Raw genomic sequence first — 13,909 nt, 5'->3', positions numbered from 1 at the left:
CCATGGCCCGCAAATCGACCCTGCCTTATCGCCTGCAGCCCATGTTGGCCACGCTCACGGATGCGCCGTTCGACGATCCCGATTGGGTCTTCGAGGACAAATTCGATGGTTTCCGCATGGTCGCGGAAATCCGGCGTGGTCGGGTCGCGCTCTACAGCCGCAACGGGAAGATCATCAGCCACTCCTATGTCGAGGTCGCGAAAGCACTTGAGGGAGTGAAGGCGGACGCCGTGATCGATGGCGAGCTCGTTGCGATCGGGAAGGACGGCGTATCCCATTTCCAGTTGCTTCAAAACGCCCTGCGTCACGAGGCCAAGCTTTTGTACTGCGCGTTCGACCTCATGTTCGCAGCCGGCGAGGACCTGCGTGCGCTGCCGCTTCTCGAGCGCAAGAAGCGGCTCAAGGCCCTCTTGCCGCGCCACAAGCTCATCGCGTTCAGCAACCACCGCAAAGGCAGCGGCACAAAGTTCTTTGCACAAGCCGAGCTGAGACATCTCGAAGGCATCATGGCCAAGCGCGCCGACAGCCCGTACGCGTCCGGACGCCGGACCGCCGATTGGCTGAAGGTGAAGACCGCGCAGCGGCAGGAGGTAGTGATCGCCGGCTTCACCGCGCCGAGGCGAACCCGGCCCTTCTTCGGCGCCCTCGTGCTGGCGGTACGCGACGACGATGCATGGCGGTACATCGGCCACGTCGGCACCGGCTTCAGCCACCAAGTTCTCGAAGAGCTCCACGGCAAGCTCGTGAGGCTCAAGACCGCCAAGTCGCCCTTCTCTGGCAAAGTGAAGGATGAGCGGGTTACGACTTGGGTGCGTCCTTCGTTGGTCGCGGAAGTGAAGTTCGCGGAGTGGACTAGCAAGGGCGAGCTGCGCCAGCCGGTCTATCTCGGCCTGCGGTCCGACAAAAACGCCAAGGACGTCGTTCGCGAAAAGAAATGGCCGCGAAAATAGTACGCCGAGACGAAACGTGGACCCAGGAGTTCAACCAGCGGTGCGCTCGGATGCCGAAGGCCACGGCGGCAGGGGCGGCAGTCCGAGGGCCTTGCGTACAGGTCCGAACGACCTCCGGTGAGCTGCGCATGCACCAAGCCTGGCGAGCGCCTCATAATGAGCCGGCACCGGGTAGCCCTTGTGATCCGCGAATCCGTAGCCGGGGTGACGCACGTCGAGCGTCCGCATGACCATATCGCGCTCGACTTTCGCGAGGATGGAGGCGGCCGCAATGCTGGCGGACTTGGCGTCACCTTTAATGATGGCCTGCTGAGGGATCTCGATTTCCTTCAACCGCCTCGCATCGATCAGCAAGTGCTGCGGTGTCAATCCTAGGCCCCGGACCGCGCGCTGCATCGCCTGGATGCCTGCCCAATAGATGTTGATTTCGTCGATCTCCTCGACCTCGACGAATGCTACACACCAACTCTCTGCCTTTTCCTTGATTTCCGTCGCGAGTTCTTCGCGAGCGGCGGCGTCGAGTTTTTTCGAGTCGTCAATTCCGATTATCCGCGTGCCGGGCTTCAGGATAACGGCGCCAGCAGAGACTGGCCCGGCGAGAGGGCTCATTCCCGCCTCGTCCACGCCTGCGACGGCATGATGGCCGCTTTCCCAGAGAGAGCTCTCGTAGCGGAGCATCTTTCGAAGGCGCTGCCCCTCGGACCTATTTTCGGAGCGCCGTTTATCGATTGACGCAAGGATGGCACGGGCTCCCGGGCGGGCGTCGGCCCGCAAGATCTGCTCGATGCTGGCCCCAAGTGGTCTTTTCTCGACGACATAGCGCTGACGCAATACGTTTAGTGAATACTGGGACATAGCGGCCATCGTGAATTGACTGTGGGGAGGTGTCGGCGAAATTTGTGGCGATTGTCTGAAGTTAGACCATGCCGTCATCGACTGCGCGCGCCTTATCAAAAGGAACCGGCCCGGCTCTCCATCTGAGGTCCCGCTGTTCTGAGGCCACTGATCCACACCTCGCGTCCACCGACCTCCGAGCGGAACCAACCGGTGTGTTCATCCCTTTAGAAAGAGTGGAGCCTCGATCCCAGGGTGCTTCCGAGGGGACCGGCCCATGCTCCGACAAACCAGCAACGAAGAAGAGGTTCTGGACCGCACCGCCGAGGTCGCGGCCACCATCGCGGAAGAAGGCCTCCGGTATGTCAGCGACTCCGCGCCGGGGTACACGCGCAAGCGGACTGGAACCACTTTCAGCTACTACGACAAGGACGGCAAGCGCATCACCGATGCCGCCGTCATCCGACGCATCAAATCAATCGGCATCCCGCCGGCCTACGAATCCGTGTGGATCTGCCCGTCTTCGAACGGCCACATCCAGGCAACCGGGCTCGATGCGCGGGGCCGCAAGCAGTACCGCTACCACGCAAAATGGCGCGAGTTGCGCGACCAGAACAAGTACGAGCACATCATCCAGTTCGCGGCCGCGCTGCCAGCGCTGCGGGAGCGGGTCGCCGCCGACATGAAGCGGGACGGACTGCCCCGCGAGAAGGTGCTGGCCACGATCGTCAGTCTTCTGGAGAAGACATTGATCCGGGTCGGCAACGCCGAGTATGCCGAGAAAAACAAGTCCTACGGGCTCACGACCATGCGCCGCAAGCACGTCGAGGTCGGGCGCGGCGTCCTTCGTTTCGACTTCACGGGCAAGTCGGGCAAACAGTGGAAGCTTCGCGTCGAGGACAAGCGGATAGCCGCGATCGTGAAGCGCTGCGCGGAGATCCCGGGACATGAGCTCTTCAAGTACCTGGACGACGACGGACAGCCCCGCACGATCGATTCCGGCGACGTCAACGCCTACATCAAGGACATCACGGACGAGGACTTCAGCGCCAAGGATTTTCGAACTTGGGCGGGAACCGTTCTGGCGGCGTTGGCGCTTGCCGAATTCAAGAAGTACGATAGCCAGGCCGAGGCGAAGCGCAACATCGTCGCCGCGATCGAAAGCGTCTCGAAGCAGCTCGGCAACACACCGGCCATCTGCCGCAAGTGCTACGTGCATCCGGAAGTCCTGAACGCCTACATGTCTGGTGACCTCGTGAAGATGATAGATGCCAAGATCGCGCAGAAGTTCAAGCGCCAGTACGCCAAGCTCACTCCCGACGAGATCGTGGTGCTGGCATTTCTCCGCAAGCGTCTCAATTCTCTGAAGGCGCCCGCCTAGCCTCGCGTACCAGTCTCCGAACGCCCGCGTCCTCCTCGATGCCTGCGCGCACGCCTCGGCAGGTGCTCTCGTCGGCAGAGCGGGAAGTGGCGTTTTGCGGGGCGCAGCGATCCGAGTTATATGCAACGCTGCGTGAACGGCGGAAAGGCGCTCGCATTCCGCACTCCAACAAGAGCGCACCTGCGGGTGCGCTCCTCCCTGCGACCAAGCGATTGCAACACCACTATCAGTGTGCAACCAGCGGACAGGCGGAGTCGGACAACTTCCCGAATGCTTCTTCGCCCGACATAGTGTGAACCAGTTTGTAGTAGTCCCAAGGCTGTTTGGATTCCTCGGGTTTCTTGACCTGCATGATATACATCTCATGCTCCATCAGGCCGTCGGCACGGATCTTGCCGTTGCTGGTGAACATGTCGTCGATCTTCATCTTCTTGAGCTCGGCCATCACCTTATCTGAATTGGTGGAGCCGACAGCCTTGACCGCGTTGAGATAGGTCATGGTCGCCGAATAATAGCCCGCCTGATTCATAGTGGGCTCGCGCTTCGTCTTCGCATAGTAGCGCTTGGCAAAGGTGCGGGTCTTGTCGTTGAGATCCCAATACCAGCCCGTGGTGAGGTAGAGGCCCTGTGCGGTCTTGAGACCGAGGCTGTGAATGTCGCTGATGAAGGCGAGCAATGCGGCGGGCTTCATTGTCCTGGCGATGCCGAACTCGTCGGCAGCCTTGATTGAGTTAGTGAAGTCGTTGCCGGCATTGGCCAGTCCAAGCACCTGCGCACCCGCGTTTTGCGCCTGTAGCAGATAGCTCGAGAAATCCGACGTGGAGAGCGGAACGCGCACGGCGCCAGTGACCTTGCCGCCATTGGCCTCGACGACCTTCGAGGCGGACTCCTGCAACTGGGTGCCAAAGGCGTAGTCGGCGGTGAGGAAGAACCAGGTTTTACCGCCCTGCTTCACTATGGTTTTGGCCGTACCGTTGCCGAGTGCCGTCGTGTCGTAGACGTAGTGCACCGTATAGGGTGTGCAGTCCTTGCCGGTCAGTGATGCGCCGGCTGCGCCGATAGCGATGAACGGAATTTTCTTCTCCTTGGCCACATTGTTCATCGCCAGGCTAACTCCCGTGTTCGATCCGCCGAGAATCATCGTAACGCCGTCGCGATCGGCCCATTCGCGAAATTTTTGCGCTCCGACGTCGGGCTTGTTCTGGTGATCGGAGACCATGATCTCGATCTTGTTACCTAGCACGCTGCCGCCAAAATCCTCGATCGCCATCTTGGCCGCCTCGACGCCGCCGGGGCCGATCACGTCGGCATAGAGGCCGGACATGTCGTCTATATCGCCGATCACAACCTTGTTTTCGGCCGCGTGTGCAGTCGTCACCGCCATTGACGCTGCAAGCAATAATTCAAACGTTCTTACCGCAATGTATTTCATTTTACGTTCCTCCTTTTTTGATTTCAGCGCGAGGTCTTAAGACTTCGCATCGTGGGGCGGTGCTCGGTGAAATCAACCAGACCATCGGACCGAATTCCGGCTCAACACTACTTGCCGAACGTGTCTACCTCCGCGAAGCGGCCTTTTGCGTTGGGCGCTGAAGCTGCTTTTGGGGCCTGTTCAATACAAAGAACAACCCGAGGGCGGCCCCTCCAAGTACCGTCGCAGCGTAGGGCACCCACCGACTGAGGGAGCCAGGTGCCAGAAGAGCCGTGGTCCCGGATTCCGCGCTGAAGCTGCCGCGCGTGCGGTGAAGCGAGTGCACGGGCTGGTAGAGATTGTCTATTCGGTCGGGACCGATCGGGTGCTCAGTCTGCTGTCCTCCGATGCAAACCTTCGCGAGATAGCTGTCCAGGAACTTGGGCATGATCATGTTACCCAAGATGAGCTTGAGGGTGCTCAAGCCTATCCAATATTCCCGCGCCGGCTTGTTCGCAGCCCCGAATACGACGTCCGCTATCAGTTCGGGCTCGACGACGGGAGCCACCGGCCGCGGCGACCGGCGCATATGGGCCCTAGCCCAGTCAAACTGCGGCGTGTTGACGGCCGGCAACTGCAGCATGGTCAAATTGATGGCGCTCCGATCATGGATAAGCTCGGCTCGCAGGGAATCGGTGAAGCCTCTGATGGCGTGCTTGGCTCCGCAATAGGCCGACTGCAGCGGAATGCCGCGATAGGCCAATGCCGAGCCGATCTGGATGATCGATCCTCGATTTGCCCGTCGCATGTGGCGAAGTGCGGCCATCGTGCCGTGCACGAATCCGAGATAGGTCACCTCGGTGACGCGGCGGAATTCATCAGGTGTCATTTCCCACGACGGCGAAAAGACGGTGACCATTGCGTCGTTCACCCATACATCGATGTGTCCGAAGGTTGCTGCGACGCGGTCAGCGGCCGCAAATACCGCCTCGGCATCCGCGACATCGAGAGGGAGAACGATGGCTCGGCCTCCCAGCTTTTCCACCTCGTCCCGAACTTCCTGGAGAGCTGTTCCATCCCGCGCAATGAGCCCGATCGAGAAACCCGCCTGCGCGAACCGATGGGCCGCCGCACGACCCACCCCTGCAGACGCACCGGTGATGACGACCACCTGACTTGGCTTGACTGGCAGATAATTCACGGCTTGGCTCCTGATGTTCATTGCACTGAAGCGAATGCACGCCTGGCTAGTTCGCCGGAAAGGCGACCGTGGTCAGCAAAGCCATTGCCGGCTGCCGCGAATCAAGCCTTGTATGCTGAACCACAATCGGTGCACTCGCCTCGATGAGCGAGGCGTAGCTGGTGTCACGTGGCACGGGCGCGGGGTCGGCAAGATCATTGAAGCGCATGTGCAGCGTTCGCCTGGCAGGTACGGTCAGGACGTAGGGACCGACGGGGTCGCGGTTTTCGAAGAACAACGTGATCCTGACCTCGGCATCGCGGTCTCCCGCGTTCAGGAAGCAAGCTGTTTCGTGCGAGACGAGATCGTGGGCCTCGCTAACGCCACCGCTTGGAATATACCCCTCCGGGATCGCCCAAATGGTGCAGCCGAGCTCTCGCATGTCAATCCTCCAACCTGATCAGCGCCAAGCCGGTTTCAGCATCCTTTCTCTTGCGCAAATGTGTCGGGCTCTCCGTAACGACGACCTCGAGTGTGGGACGGACCATCCCCGATCCCAAATGCCCGGCCAGCGCCGCCCCGTCGCGCTTGCCCACCACCAAATGAACGTGGATCGACGGCTCGCCCGAGGGCGCCAGAGCGACGTCGCCGACCAGAGATGCCACTTCCACCTGCTCGTTGAGGGGGTTCTCCAAATACTCCTTCTTTTCCCAATCGAAGTATTTCAGAACGACCTCGCTGAAGGCGCCGATCCCAGTTATTTGTGCAGCCGAGATACGTTGCTCCTTCGCCAGTGCAGCCAAGCAATGCATTGCTTCTTCACCCGTCTCCAGCACCACCGCGAAGGTTCGCTGGCCTGCGTTCTTGCTGAGAATTTTGTGCTTCATCGGGTTTCACCTATTTTTTGTTAAATACTCTCGTTCGCTCAGATTCTGATCTCTCCCTGACGCGCGAGAGTGCGAATGCGGTCGGCGGTACGGCACGCGATCGCTTGAATGGTCAAGGACGGATTGGCTCCCCCAACCGTCGGAAATACAGAACCGTCGCAGATCCACAGATTCTGGATGTCCCAGCTTCGGCAATCCGCGTTCACCACACTGGTTCCAGGATCGGTGCCCATTCGCGCAGTGCCATTCAAGTGGCAGGTATCATCCTCCTGGATCCAGATATCCTTGGCATCGACGGCTCGAAGTGCCTGGCTCATGAACCGGAGCGAATGATCGATCAAACGCTTGTCGTTTTCGCACCATGAGTAGGTCACGCGCGGAATTCGCAAACCGTATTGGTCGACCTCCTCGGTCAGGGTGACGCAGTTTCTTTCCTGGGGCAGCATTTCACCGACGATCTTCAGACCGACGACATGGTTGTAGTTCTTCATTTCGGCGATGAGCCTGGGCCCCCACAGGCCGTGCGCGCTCGCCTGCGTATTCGCCCAGAGTTGCGGCAGTGGCCCTTGGCTCATGTAGGCGTAACCGCCAAAAAAATCCTTGCCCCTATCCTCGTAGTTCCAGTGCTCGGTGATCGCGAGCGAGGGCGGCCCCTTGTAGGATCGTACTTCGTCGGCCATCACGCCCCACACTGCCTGATTGGACTGCGCCATCAGGTTCTTCCCGAGCAGACCCGAGCTGTTGGCAAGCCCCTCGGGAAACTTGTCCGTCGCGGAATTGAACAAGAGTCTCGGCGTTTCGATCGCATACCCGGCGACGACGACGTTGTGCGCACGCTGGAAATGCCAGCTGCCGTCACGATGATAGTGCACGCCCGAGGCGAGACCGGTCCTGCCCACCTCGACAAGGCCGACCATGGCAAGGTCCCTGATTTCCGCGCCTGACGCGAGCGCCCGCGGGATCCACGTCACCAGTGCGCTCTGCTTCGCGTTCGTCGAGCACCCCGCGACGCAGAAGCCGCGATAGACGCAAGGGTGCGCCAGACCTCGGGGAGCGGAAAGAGTGGCAAGTGGTGTTTCGGTCCACTTGATCCCCATCGCGTCGCAACCCTTGGCGAGTGCACGCGCGGCCGCGTTGAGCGGATGGGCTCGATAGGGGTACCGCGGTCGCGGCGGCCCCCAGGGATAGTTGATCGGTCCGGATATCTTCAGTGCCTGCTCGACCTCGGTGTAATAGTCCCACATCTCGCGCCAATCCAATGGCCAGTCGGCCCCGTAGCCAAGTAGCGTGCGCGCCTTGAACCACTCGGGTCGGAAGCGAAGCGACACCATGGCAAAATGCACCGTCGAGCCTCCGACGGCCTTGCCACAGTTATTGCTGCCCAGCTGCAGCGGATTAGCCCCGTCCACGATGCGATCGTCGGTCCAATAAAGCTTGGTTTGCTCGGACTCATCGGAGGCAAAGTCTTCGAGTGGCCGAAAATATGGCCCGGCATCGAGCGCAACGACCGAGAAGCCGTATTCGGCGAGCTTACACGCGAGCGTGCCGCCGCCCGCCCCCGTTCCCACGATGGCGAAGTCTACAACCTCGTTCTCGCGGTACTGCTTCATCGGCACCCAAGCGCCGGGTCGGAAGACATCCGGGGCGCGGCCGTTCCGGGCACGCGGACTTTGCAGGGGGTCATCGGACATGGCGATTGATCCTCGCTGCCTTGTCCTCAGCGCCCGGCTTTGCTTCAGCTGCCTCCCAGGGATCGCGCTCGTTGAAATCAAGACGCACATAGCCGCGCGGACTTGCCGGTCCACCCCAACCGATCTCGCTCCAGGCGGTCGGGTGTGCGTAATAAACAAGCACGATGTCGCGTAATAATCTGCGTTTGAAAAAGTCCGCAGAGCGCATCGTGCCCCACTCCGAGTCGGTGAGCGCACCAGCTTCAGCACGACGAAACAATTCATCTTGCTCCGCTTCGGTGATCTCGTTGAAACGTCGCTGGTAGGCCAGTTGCGCTTCGGCATCGATGGCCTTCAGCCCCTGCCGCCACGCTTCCCGGTCTCGCGGCATTCCGGCAACGCGATAGCCGTCGCAAGTACCTTCCTGCAGCTTGCTGTCGAGGAGCGCGGCAACTGGAACTCCCGGCCGATCGGCCGGCTGCGGGAGGATACGGGCGGCGATTGCCGAAACGGTCTCGAACTCGGGGACTGTGAAGAACCGCGGCTCCGATGCAATCGCCAAACGGCGCGCCACGACCGCCCGGGTCTGGTCATTCCATGATGGTCCGCTACACTTGTTCAGAACGTCGTAGTCGGGATAAGGCTCGCTTGAGGTAACAGGGCGCGTCCTGTCATGCATCAGGGTACTCCCTCATCAGATCGAGCGCCGCAAGACCGGCAACGGCGAGCCCGGCAAAGCTCGGCGGCGCCGGCAGCGGTGGCCCGCTGAGAAGATTCTGGCTCCAATTGCGCCAGCCACCCATATTCCGCGATACGCCATAGGCGTGAAAACCGACCCCTGCCACGCCCATCCCTACAAGCAGTCGCATCCACCAGCGCGCGAGCCGATGTGGGCGTCGTGCGCCGGCTGATGCCGCCAGAAGCAACCCGGCTCCGATCGGCGGCAGGGTGACCGGAACGGCCATCACCGGATTGTGGAATGCCCCACGGAAATGCAGCAATCCCACTTCCCCCGTCGTCCCCAGCAACCCAGCTGCGGTCACCGCCGCGATCGTCCGACCGGCTGGCAACGAGAGGACCTTGGGCCTTGTTTGTGACTTGCTCTCGCGCACGCGCTCCGAACAATATCCCAAAAGGCCAGAGAGCAGGATCGCCATAGGAGCGCCGACAGGCGCGCCATAAAATAGGTTCTGCCAGCTGAAGCCACCGACCTTCTTCGTCACGTTGTACAAATGAAAGCCGGTCCCAATCAGACCGGTCGCGGCGGCCAATAGATAAGTTGTATCACGCGCTCCATGAGCGAGCGGGCGCGTGTCCGCAGTGCCGTGGGCACTCATCGCAAGCGTCACGGCCGACACGACGAGCGGCACGAACATGGCCTTGTTCTTGAAGGAGCCGCGGTAGTGCTCGACCGCGCTATCGGCGAGCACCGAGGCTGCCAGGCCCCCGGCCGCGCGGTTCAATCGGCGCGCCGCGACTACGGACTTCTTCTGCGTCGATTTGTTCGGTCGCGAGAGAACTGCTGATCCTGTCGGGCTTGCCGGCCGGTGGGCCAGCGAACGCGAGACATCCGCAGCATACTGGAAAGCTGACTGTGTTGTTCGTGTCATGTGGTTTACTCAAACAGCATAATGCGCGGCATCCGCCTCTTTGAAGGCCAGCCCGTTTCCCGGTCGCGACAGATCGGGACGGATGACTCCGTTCTTCGGGACGGGAGCGCCTTCGAACAGCAAGTGTTCGATCCGGACATGGTCATGGAACCATTCCAGGTGACGCAAGCGCGGCGCAGCGCAGGCTGCGTGCAGATGCAGCGAAGGCGCACAATGGGCGGACAAATCGACGTGAAATGCGTCACACACGGCAGCGATCTGGAGGAAACCGGTGATCCCGCCACAGCGCGTCATATCCGCCTGCTGCACATCGACCGCACGCGCAGCGAGCATCCTCCGCACGTAGTCCACCGTGTAGGCGTATTCGCCCGCCGCGACCTCCATTCCAGCCGGGACGCGCGCGCGAACCGCTTGCAAACCATCGAGATCATCCGACGAGACGGGCTCCTCGAACCAGCTCACGCTTTCCTGGACGAAGGCGTTTGCAAGCTCGAGCGCTTGCTTGGGTGTATATGCTCCATTTGCATCGACAAAGAGACTGGCGCGTTCTCCAATCGCTTGCTTGGCGAGCCTCACTCGCTCGGGGTCGCGTTTCGGCTGCGAGCCGACCTTCATCTTGACGTAGGCGCACCCCTGTTCGGCGACCCAAGCTCCGAGCTGCTCTTGAAGTTCATCATCGGAATATGTGGTGAAGCCTCCGCTCCCGTAGATTGGGACGCGAAGCCGGTAGCTGCCCAGCATGCCGACTAATGGCATCTCCAGGAGCCGGGCCTTGAGGTCATAAAGCGCCGCATCCACCGCAGATATAGCGGTCGCCGCGAGTCCTTCTCGACCCAGATTGCGCACTGCACGGTGCATGGATGACCACGAGCTCTGAGGAGCCATCGAGTCCTGACCTTTGATCGACGGATACAATTCGGCGTCGATCAGGCCGACGATAGACGCACTCGAATAGGTGTAGCCTAGGCCTTTCTTGTTGCCGGCCCACGCCTCGACGACGACAAGAGTCGTCGAATCCCAGCTGAAGGTCCCATCTGCTTCCGGCCGATCGGTCGGAACGGAAAACGCTCGCGCGCGCAGGCGGTCGATGGGAATGTCGGGCTTCATCTATTCCTTCCCAGGCACGATACTGGTCAGCAGCTCCTTTGCGCTGTTCTTGAGCACGCTTCCGAGCTCAGGCTCTGACGGAATCATGCTGATGAAGTTCTTCGCGTCCTTCAGCGTGATGTGCGGTGGCAAGGGCGGCACGTTCGGATCGGTGTAGGCCTCCAGCACCACGGGACGGTCGGCTGCGAGGGCCTCATCCCAGGCGGCCCCGACCCTGTCCGGATTGTCGACAAATATTCCCTTCAGCCCGAGCAGCTCGGCGTACCGATGATATGGAAAATCCGGGATGCTCTGCGTGGATTCCGTCTTGCCGGAGCCGAGCTGGATGCGCTCTTCCCACGTGACTTGATTGAGATCGCGGTTGTTTAGCACGAGAACGATGAGTCGGGGATTCGACCATTCCTTCCAGTATTTGGAGATGGTGATCAGCACGTTGAGCCCGTTCATCTGCATGGCTCCATCCCCCATGCACGCGATCACGGTCCGGTCCGGATAGGCCATCTTGGCCGCAAGCGCGTAAGGAGTGCCCGCGCCTAGTGAAGCCAATCCGCCCGAGAGCGAGGCTTTCATGCCGCGGCGGATCTTCAGATCCCGAGCATACCAGTTCGCCACGGACCCGGAGTCGGCCGTGATGATCGCATCATCCGGAAGCCGCGGTGACAACTCCCAGAACACGCGCTGTGGATTGAGCGGATCGGCAGAGTTCATGGCACGTCGTTCCAACGTGCCCCACCATTCGCGCACACCGCTTTCGATGTCCCGCCGCCAAGCCGAGCCCTGCTTTCGGTCAAGAAGGGGGAGCAGCGCGTTCAATGTTGCCGCGCTGTCGCCAACGATGTTGACCTCCATGGGATAGCGGAGGCTGAGCCGCGAGCCGTCGATATCGATTTGCACGCCAGGCGCGTCTCCCGGCTTGGGCAGGAACTCGCTGTAGGGGAATGCGGACCCCACCATGAGGAATGTGTCGCAGTTCTTCATCAGATCCCAACTGGGCTTGGTTCCGAGTAAGCCGATAGAGCCGGTCACGAATGGCAGATCGTCGGGCAACGCGGCCTTTCCGAGCAGAGCCTTCGCGACGCCCGCTTGGAGACGCTCGGCCACAGCGATGACCTCGTCCGTTGCTTCGAGCGCGCCTGCGCCGACCAGGATGGCCACCTTGTCGCCCCTGTTGAGCACGTCAGCAGCGGCACGGAGCAAGGCCTCGCTTGGTATCTTGGCGGGCCCCGCATAGCCGAGCCCGGTGTGGGTCGCGCCATGTGCGAGCGGCGGATCGCTGTAGTCGAGCTCCTGCACGTCCTTCGGCAAGATCACGCACGTAACGGCGCGTCTGAAGTGCGCGATCCGAACAGCCCGGTCGATCAGGTGGCGAACCTGGTCGGGGACGCTCGCTTGCGCGACGTACTCCGTGACGTCCTGGAAGAGTGTTTGGAGATCGACCTCCTGCTGATAGCTGGCTCCGATCGCGCTTCGCGCCTGCTGCCCGACCAAAGCGACCACAGGAACATGGTCCATCTTGGCGTCATACAGGCCATTCAACAGGTGGATTGCACCCGGTCCGGACGTCGCGTAGCAAAGTCCCACCTGACCGGTGAACTTCGCGTGCGCCGAGGCCATGAAGGCGGCCATCTCTTCATGCCGGACCTGCACGTACTCCATTTTGTCCTTGGCGCCTTCTAAAGCGACGTCCAGACCTCCGACGCCGTCTCCGGGGTACCCATAAACCCGGCTCAAGCCCCATTCGGACAGCCGATGCCAAACAAAATCGCTAACGTTCATTGGAATTGCCTTCGGGGTGGCGCCGCCACAAGCGGACGATGTAAAGACCAACGTGAAAAACAGACTAACGTTTCGGTCTGCTGGTCACGGGCGCTACGCTGTCTGTACGGTCACGTACCGCTAAGCGTCGACGAAGTCCCCTAACGAGCTAAATCGGATTCGACAGGCGGGTTTTCGGACGTAGAGCCAACGAGGTGACGTCCTGCATATCTCGTCTCGCTTCTGTCACGTAAGGAAGCGCTGCGCTTGGCCCTTCACAAGATCGACTCCAGACTTGAGATCAGTGGCAGCTCAATGACAAATCGGGCGACAGGATCTGCCGACAGTCCTCCAAATTCACCTGCGACAAGCGATCCACCAGTCAAGGCGGCAGCGCCGCAGCCCGGGACAAGCCACGAACTCGGTACGGGAACGCACATTGGGTGTTCAAGTGCGAGCAGCACAGACGTAGAAGCAATGGTCGATATTGATCCGGCACCGGTAGTGCAAGCTGGCGGCGGTCTGTGACGCGATGGCTGACGAGGCGAGCTTCCGCTCTACATCTAGTGATCCAGATGGCGGATGGCAGTTTGCGAGCTCGCTCCGTCACCTGCGAGCTAAAAGGCCGTCATAGGGATGGGGGTCATTGTGTTGGCCTGCATCTGTTTATGCAGTCACCACCACTGCATCTAAGGTCTACCAACGTAGATACGAACCTTCAATCGACCAACGCATTCATGGGACAGGGCCCAGCCCTTGAACGAAACGAGGTGCTGGGAAGGAGCCCTTCATGGCAACGCTCGATATCGACGTCCTCTCTCCCGCAAAAGCCGAACGTGAAGTTCAGTGTCGCCGAAACCTGGTTACTTCCAGCCTTGGGAGTGCGACCGGATGGCATGATTGCTTCGATGCCCTCGGCACCCCCGCAGATTACTTCGTCGCCCGTCTAGCCGATGTAGCCATACTATGTAGCTGGGAGCGGCGCGTGGACGGTAGGGCAGCTCTGATCCCTACCCGCCCACCGACGGCATTCGCCACCTTAGCGAGAGCGCTGATACCCAAGCGTGAGAGCATCGGCATTGTGGTCCCAAAGCCGGTGCTCATGCTAGGCGGCGGCCCGAGGC

The 13,909-nt window shown here is 60.8% G+C and carries 12 protein-coding genes; 2 read left to right on the top strand and 10 right to left on the bottom strand.

Annotation, left to right across the window (positions count from 1 at the left end; genetic code table 11):
* Window positions 1-2: 2 nt before the first annotated feature.
* Window positions 3-950, top strand: coding sequence for a non-homologous end-joining DNA ligase (gene ligD, locus BcanWU425_RS04385; RefSeq protein WP_231190118.1), 948 nt, complete (start codon window positions 3-5; stop codon window positions 948-950).
* A gap of 30 nt (window positions 951-980) precedes the next feature.
* On the opposite strand, the gene BcanWU425_RS04380 is transcribed toward ligD, so the two are convergent.
* Window positions 981-1,805, bottom strand: a complete 825-nt coding sequence (locus BcanWU425_RS04380; RefSeq protein ID WP_231190115.1) for a ribonuclease HII — start codon at window positions 1,803-1,805, stop codon at window positions 981-983.
* A gap of 256 nt (window positions 1,806-2,061) precedes the next feature.
* Here BcanWU425_RS04380 and BcanWU425_RS04375 point away from each other — a divergent pair, with 256 nt between their 5' ends.
* Window positions 2,062-3,165 carry a DNA topoisomerase IB gene (locus tag BcanWU425_RS04375; protein WP_231190112.1) on the top strand — a complete coding sequence of 368 codons (1,104 nt, stop codon included), beginning with the start codon at window positions 2,062-2,064 and terminating at the stop codon, window positions 3,163-3,165.
* A 226-nt stretch (window positions 3,166-3,391) separates the two neighbouring features.
* Here BcanWU425_RS04375 and BcanWU425_RS04370 read toward each other — a convergent pair whose 3' ends face one another.
* The 9 genes from BcanWU425_RS04370 to BcanWU425_RS04330 form a co-directional block, all read right to left on the bottom strand.
* Window positions 3,392-4,597 (bottom strand): ABC transporter substrate-binding protein, encoded by a 1,206-nt coding sequence (locus BcanWU425_RS04370; protein WP_377791183.1) that lies wholly within the window; start codon window positions 4,595-4,597, stop codon window positions 3,392-3,394.
* A 124-nt stretch (window positions 4,598-4,721) separates the two neighbouring features.
* Complete coding sequence (locus BcanWU425_RS04365; RefSeq protein ID WP_204514017.1) at window positions 4,722-5,768, bottom strand: SDR family oxidoreductase; 1,047 nt, start codon at window positions 5,766-5,768, stop codon at window positions 4,722-4,724.
* Window positions 5,769-5,823: 55 nt separating this feature from the next.
* Complete coding sequence (locus BcanWU425_RS04360; protein ID WP_231190092.1) at window positions 5,824-6,198, bottom strand: sensory rhodopsin transducer; 375 nt, start codon at window positions 6,196-6,198, stop codon at window positions 5,824-5,826.
* A gap of 1 nt (window position 6,199) precedes the next feature.
* A complete protein-coding gene (locus BcanWU425_RS04355; protein ID WP_204512617.1) occupies window positions 6,200-6,643 on the bottom strand; it encodes a PPC domain-containing DNA-binding protein in 444 nt (147 codons plus the stop codon).
* Between the two features lie 38 nt (window positions 6,644-6,681).
* The gene (locus tag BcanWU425_RS04350) at window positions 6,682-8,334 is read right to left on the bottom strand and encodes a GMC family oxidoreductase (protein WP_204512618.1); all 1,653 of its coding nucleotides are present in this window, start codon (window positions 8,332-8,334) and stop codon (window positions 6,682-6,684) included.
* Window positions 8,324-8,992, bottom strand: a complete 669-nt coding sequence (locus tag BcanWU425_RS04345) for a gluconate 2-dehydrogenase subunit 3 family protein (RefSeq protein WP_231190089.1) — start codon at window positions 8,990-8,992, stop codon at window positions 8,324-8,326. The genes BcanWU425_RS04350 and BcanWU425_RS04345 overlap by 11 nt, the downstream gene beginning before the upstream one ends.
* On the bottom strand, window positions 8,985-9,776 hold the full coding sequence (locus tag BcanWU425_RS04340) for a hypothetical protein (RefSeq protein WP_231190086.1): 792 nt from the start codon (window positions 9,774-9,776) through the stop codon (window positions 8,985-8,987). The genes BcanWU425_RS04345 and BcanWU425_RS04340 overlap by 8 nt, the downstream gene beginning before the upstream one ends.
* Window positions 9,777-9,932: 156 nt before the next feature.
* Window positions 9,933-11,030 (bottom strand): enolase C-terminal domain-like protein, encoded by a 1,098-nt coding sequence (locus tag BcanWU425_RS04335; protein WP_204512620.1) that lies wholly within the window; start codon window positions 11,028-11,030, stop codon window positions 9,933-9,935.
* Window positions 11,031-12,806 (bottom strand): thiamine pyrophosphate-requiring protein, encoded by a 1,776-nt coding sequence (locus BcanWU425_RS04330; protein ID WP_231190083.1) that lies wholly within the window; start codon window positions 12,804-12,806, stop codon window positions 11,031-11,033.
* Window positions 12,807-13,909: the final 1,103 nt, after the last annotated feature.

This window comes from Bradyrhizobium sp. WU425 (assembly GCF_021052305.1).
GTDB lineage: Bacteria > Pseudomonadota > Alphaproteobacteria > Rhizobiales > Xanthobacteraceae > Bradyrhizobium > Bradyrhizobium canariense_D.
This window is presented reverse-complemented; position numbering and strand designations above follow the sequence as displayed.

What these genes read in the sequence shown, in the direction of transcription:
- BcanWU425_RS04375 (WP_231190112.1), top strand. Translation starts at nt 2,062, where the DNA reads ATGCTCCGACAAACCAGCAACGAAGAAGAGGTTCTGGACCGCACCGCC.
- BcanWU425_RS04355 (WP_204512617.1), bottom strand. Translation starts at nt 6,643, where the DNA reads ATGAAGCACAAAATTCTCAGCAAGAACGCAGGCCAGCGAACCTTCGCG.
- ligD (WP_231190118.1), top strand. Translation starts at nt 3, where the DNA reads ATGGCCCGCAAATCGACCCTGCCTTATCGCCTGCAGCCCATGTTGGCC.
- BcanWU425_RS04345 (WP_231190089.1), bottom strand. Translation starts at nt 8,992, where the DNA reads ATGCATGACAGGACGCGCCCTGTTACCTCAAGCGAGCCTTATCCCGAC.
- BcanWU425_RS04360 (WP_231190092.1), bottom strand. Translation starts at nt 6,198, where the DNA reads ATGCGAGAGCTCGGCTGCACCATTTGGGCGATCCCGGAGGGGTATATT.
- BcanWU425_RS04330 (WP_231190083.1), bottom strand. Translation starts at nt 12,806, where the DNA reads ATGAACGTTAGCGATTTTGTTTGGCATCGGCTGTCCGAATGGGGCTTG.
- BcanWU425_RS04380 (WP_231190115.1), bottom strand. Translation starts at nt 1,805, where the DNA reads ATGTCCCAGTATTCACTAAACGTATTGCGTCAGCGCTATGTCGTCGAG.
- BcanWU425_RS04370 (WP_377791183.1), bottom strand. Translation starts at nt 4,597, where the DNA reads ATGAAATACATTGCGGTAAGAACGTTTGAATTATTGCTTGCAGCGTCA.
- BcanWU425_RS04335 (WP_204512620.1), bottom strand. Translation starts at nt 11,030, where the DNA reads ATGAAGCCCGACATTCCCATCGACCGCCTGCGCGCGCGAGCGTTTTCC.
- BcanWU425_RS04350 (WP_204512618.1), bottom strand. Translation starts at nt 8,334, where the DNA reads ATGTCCGATGACCCCCTGCAAAGTCCGCGTGCCCGGAACGGCCGCGCC.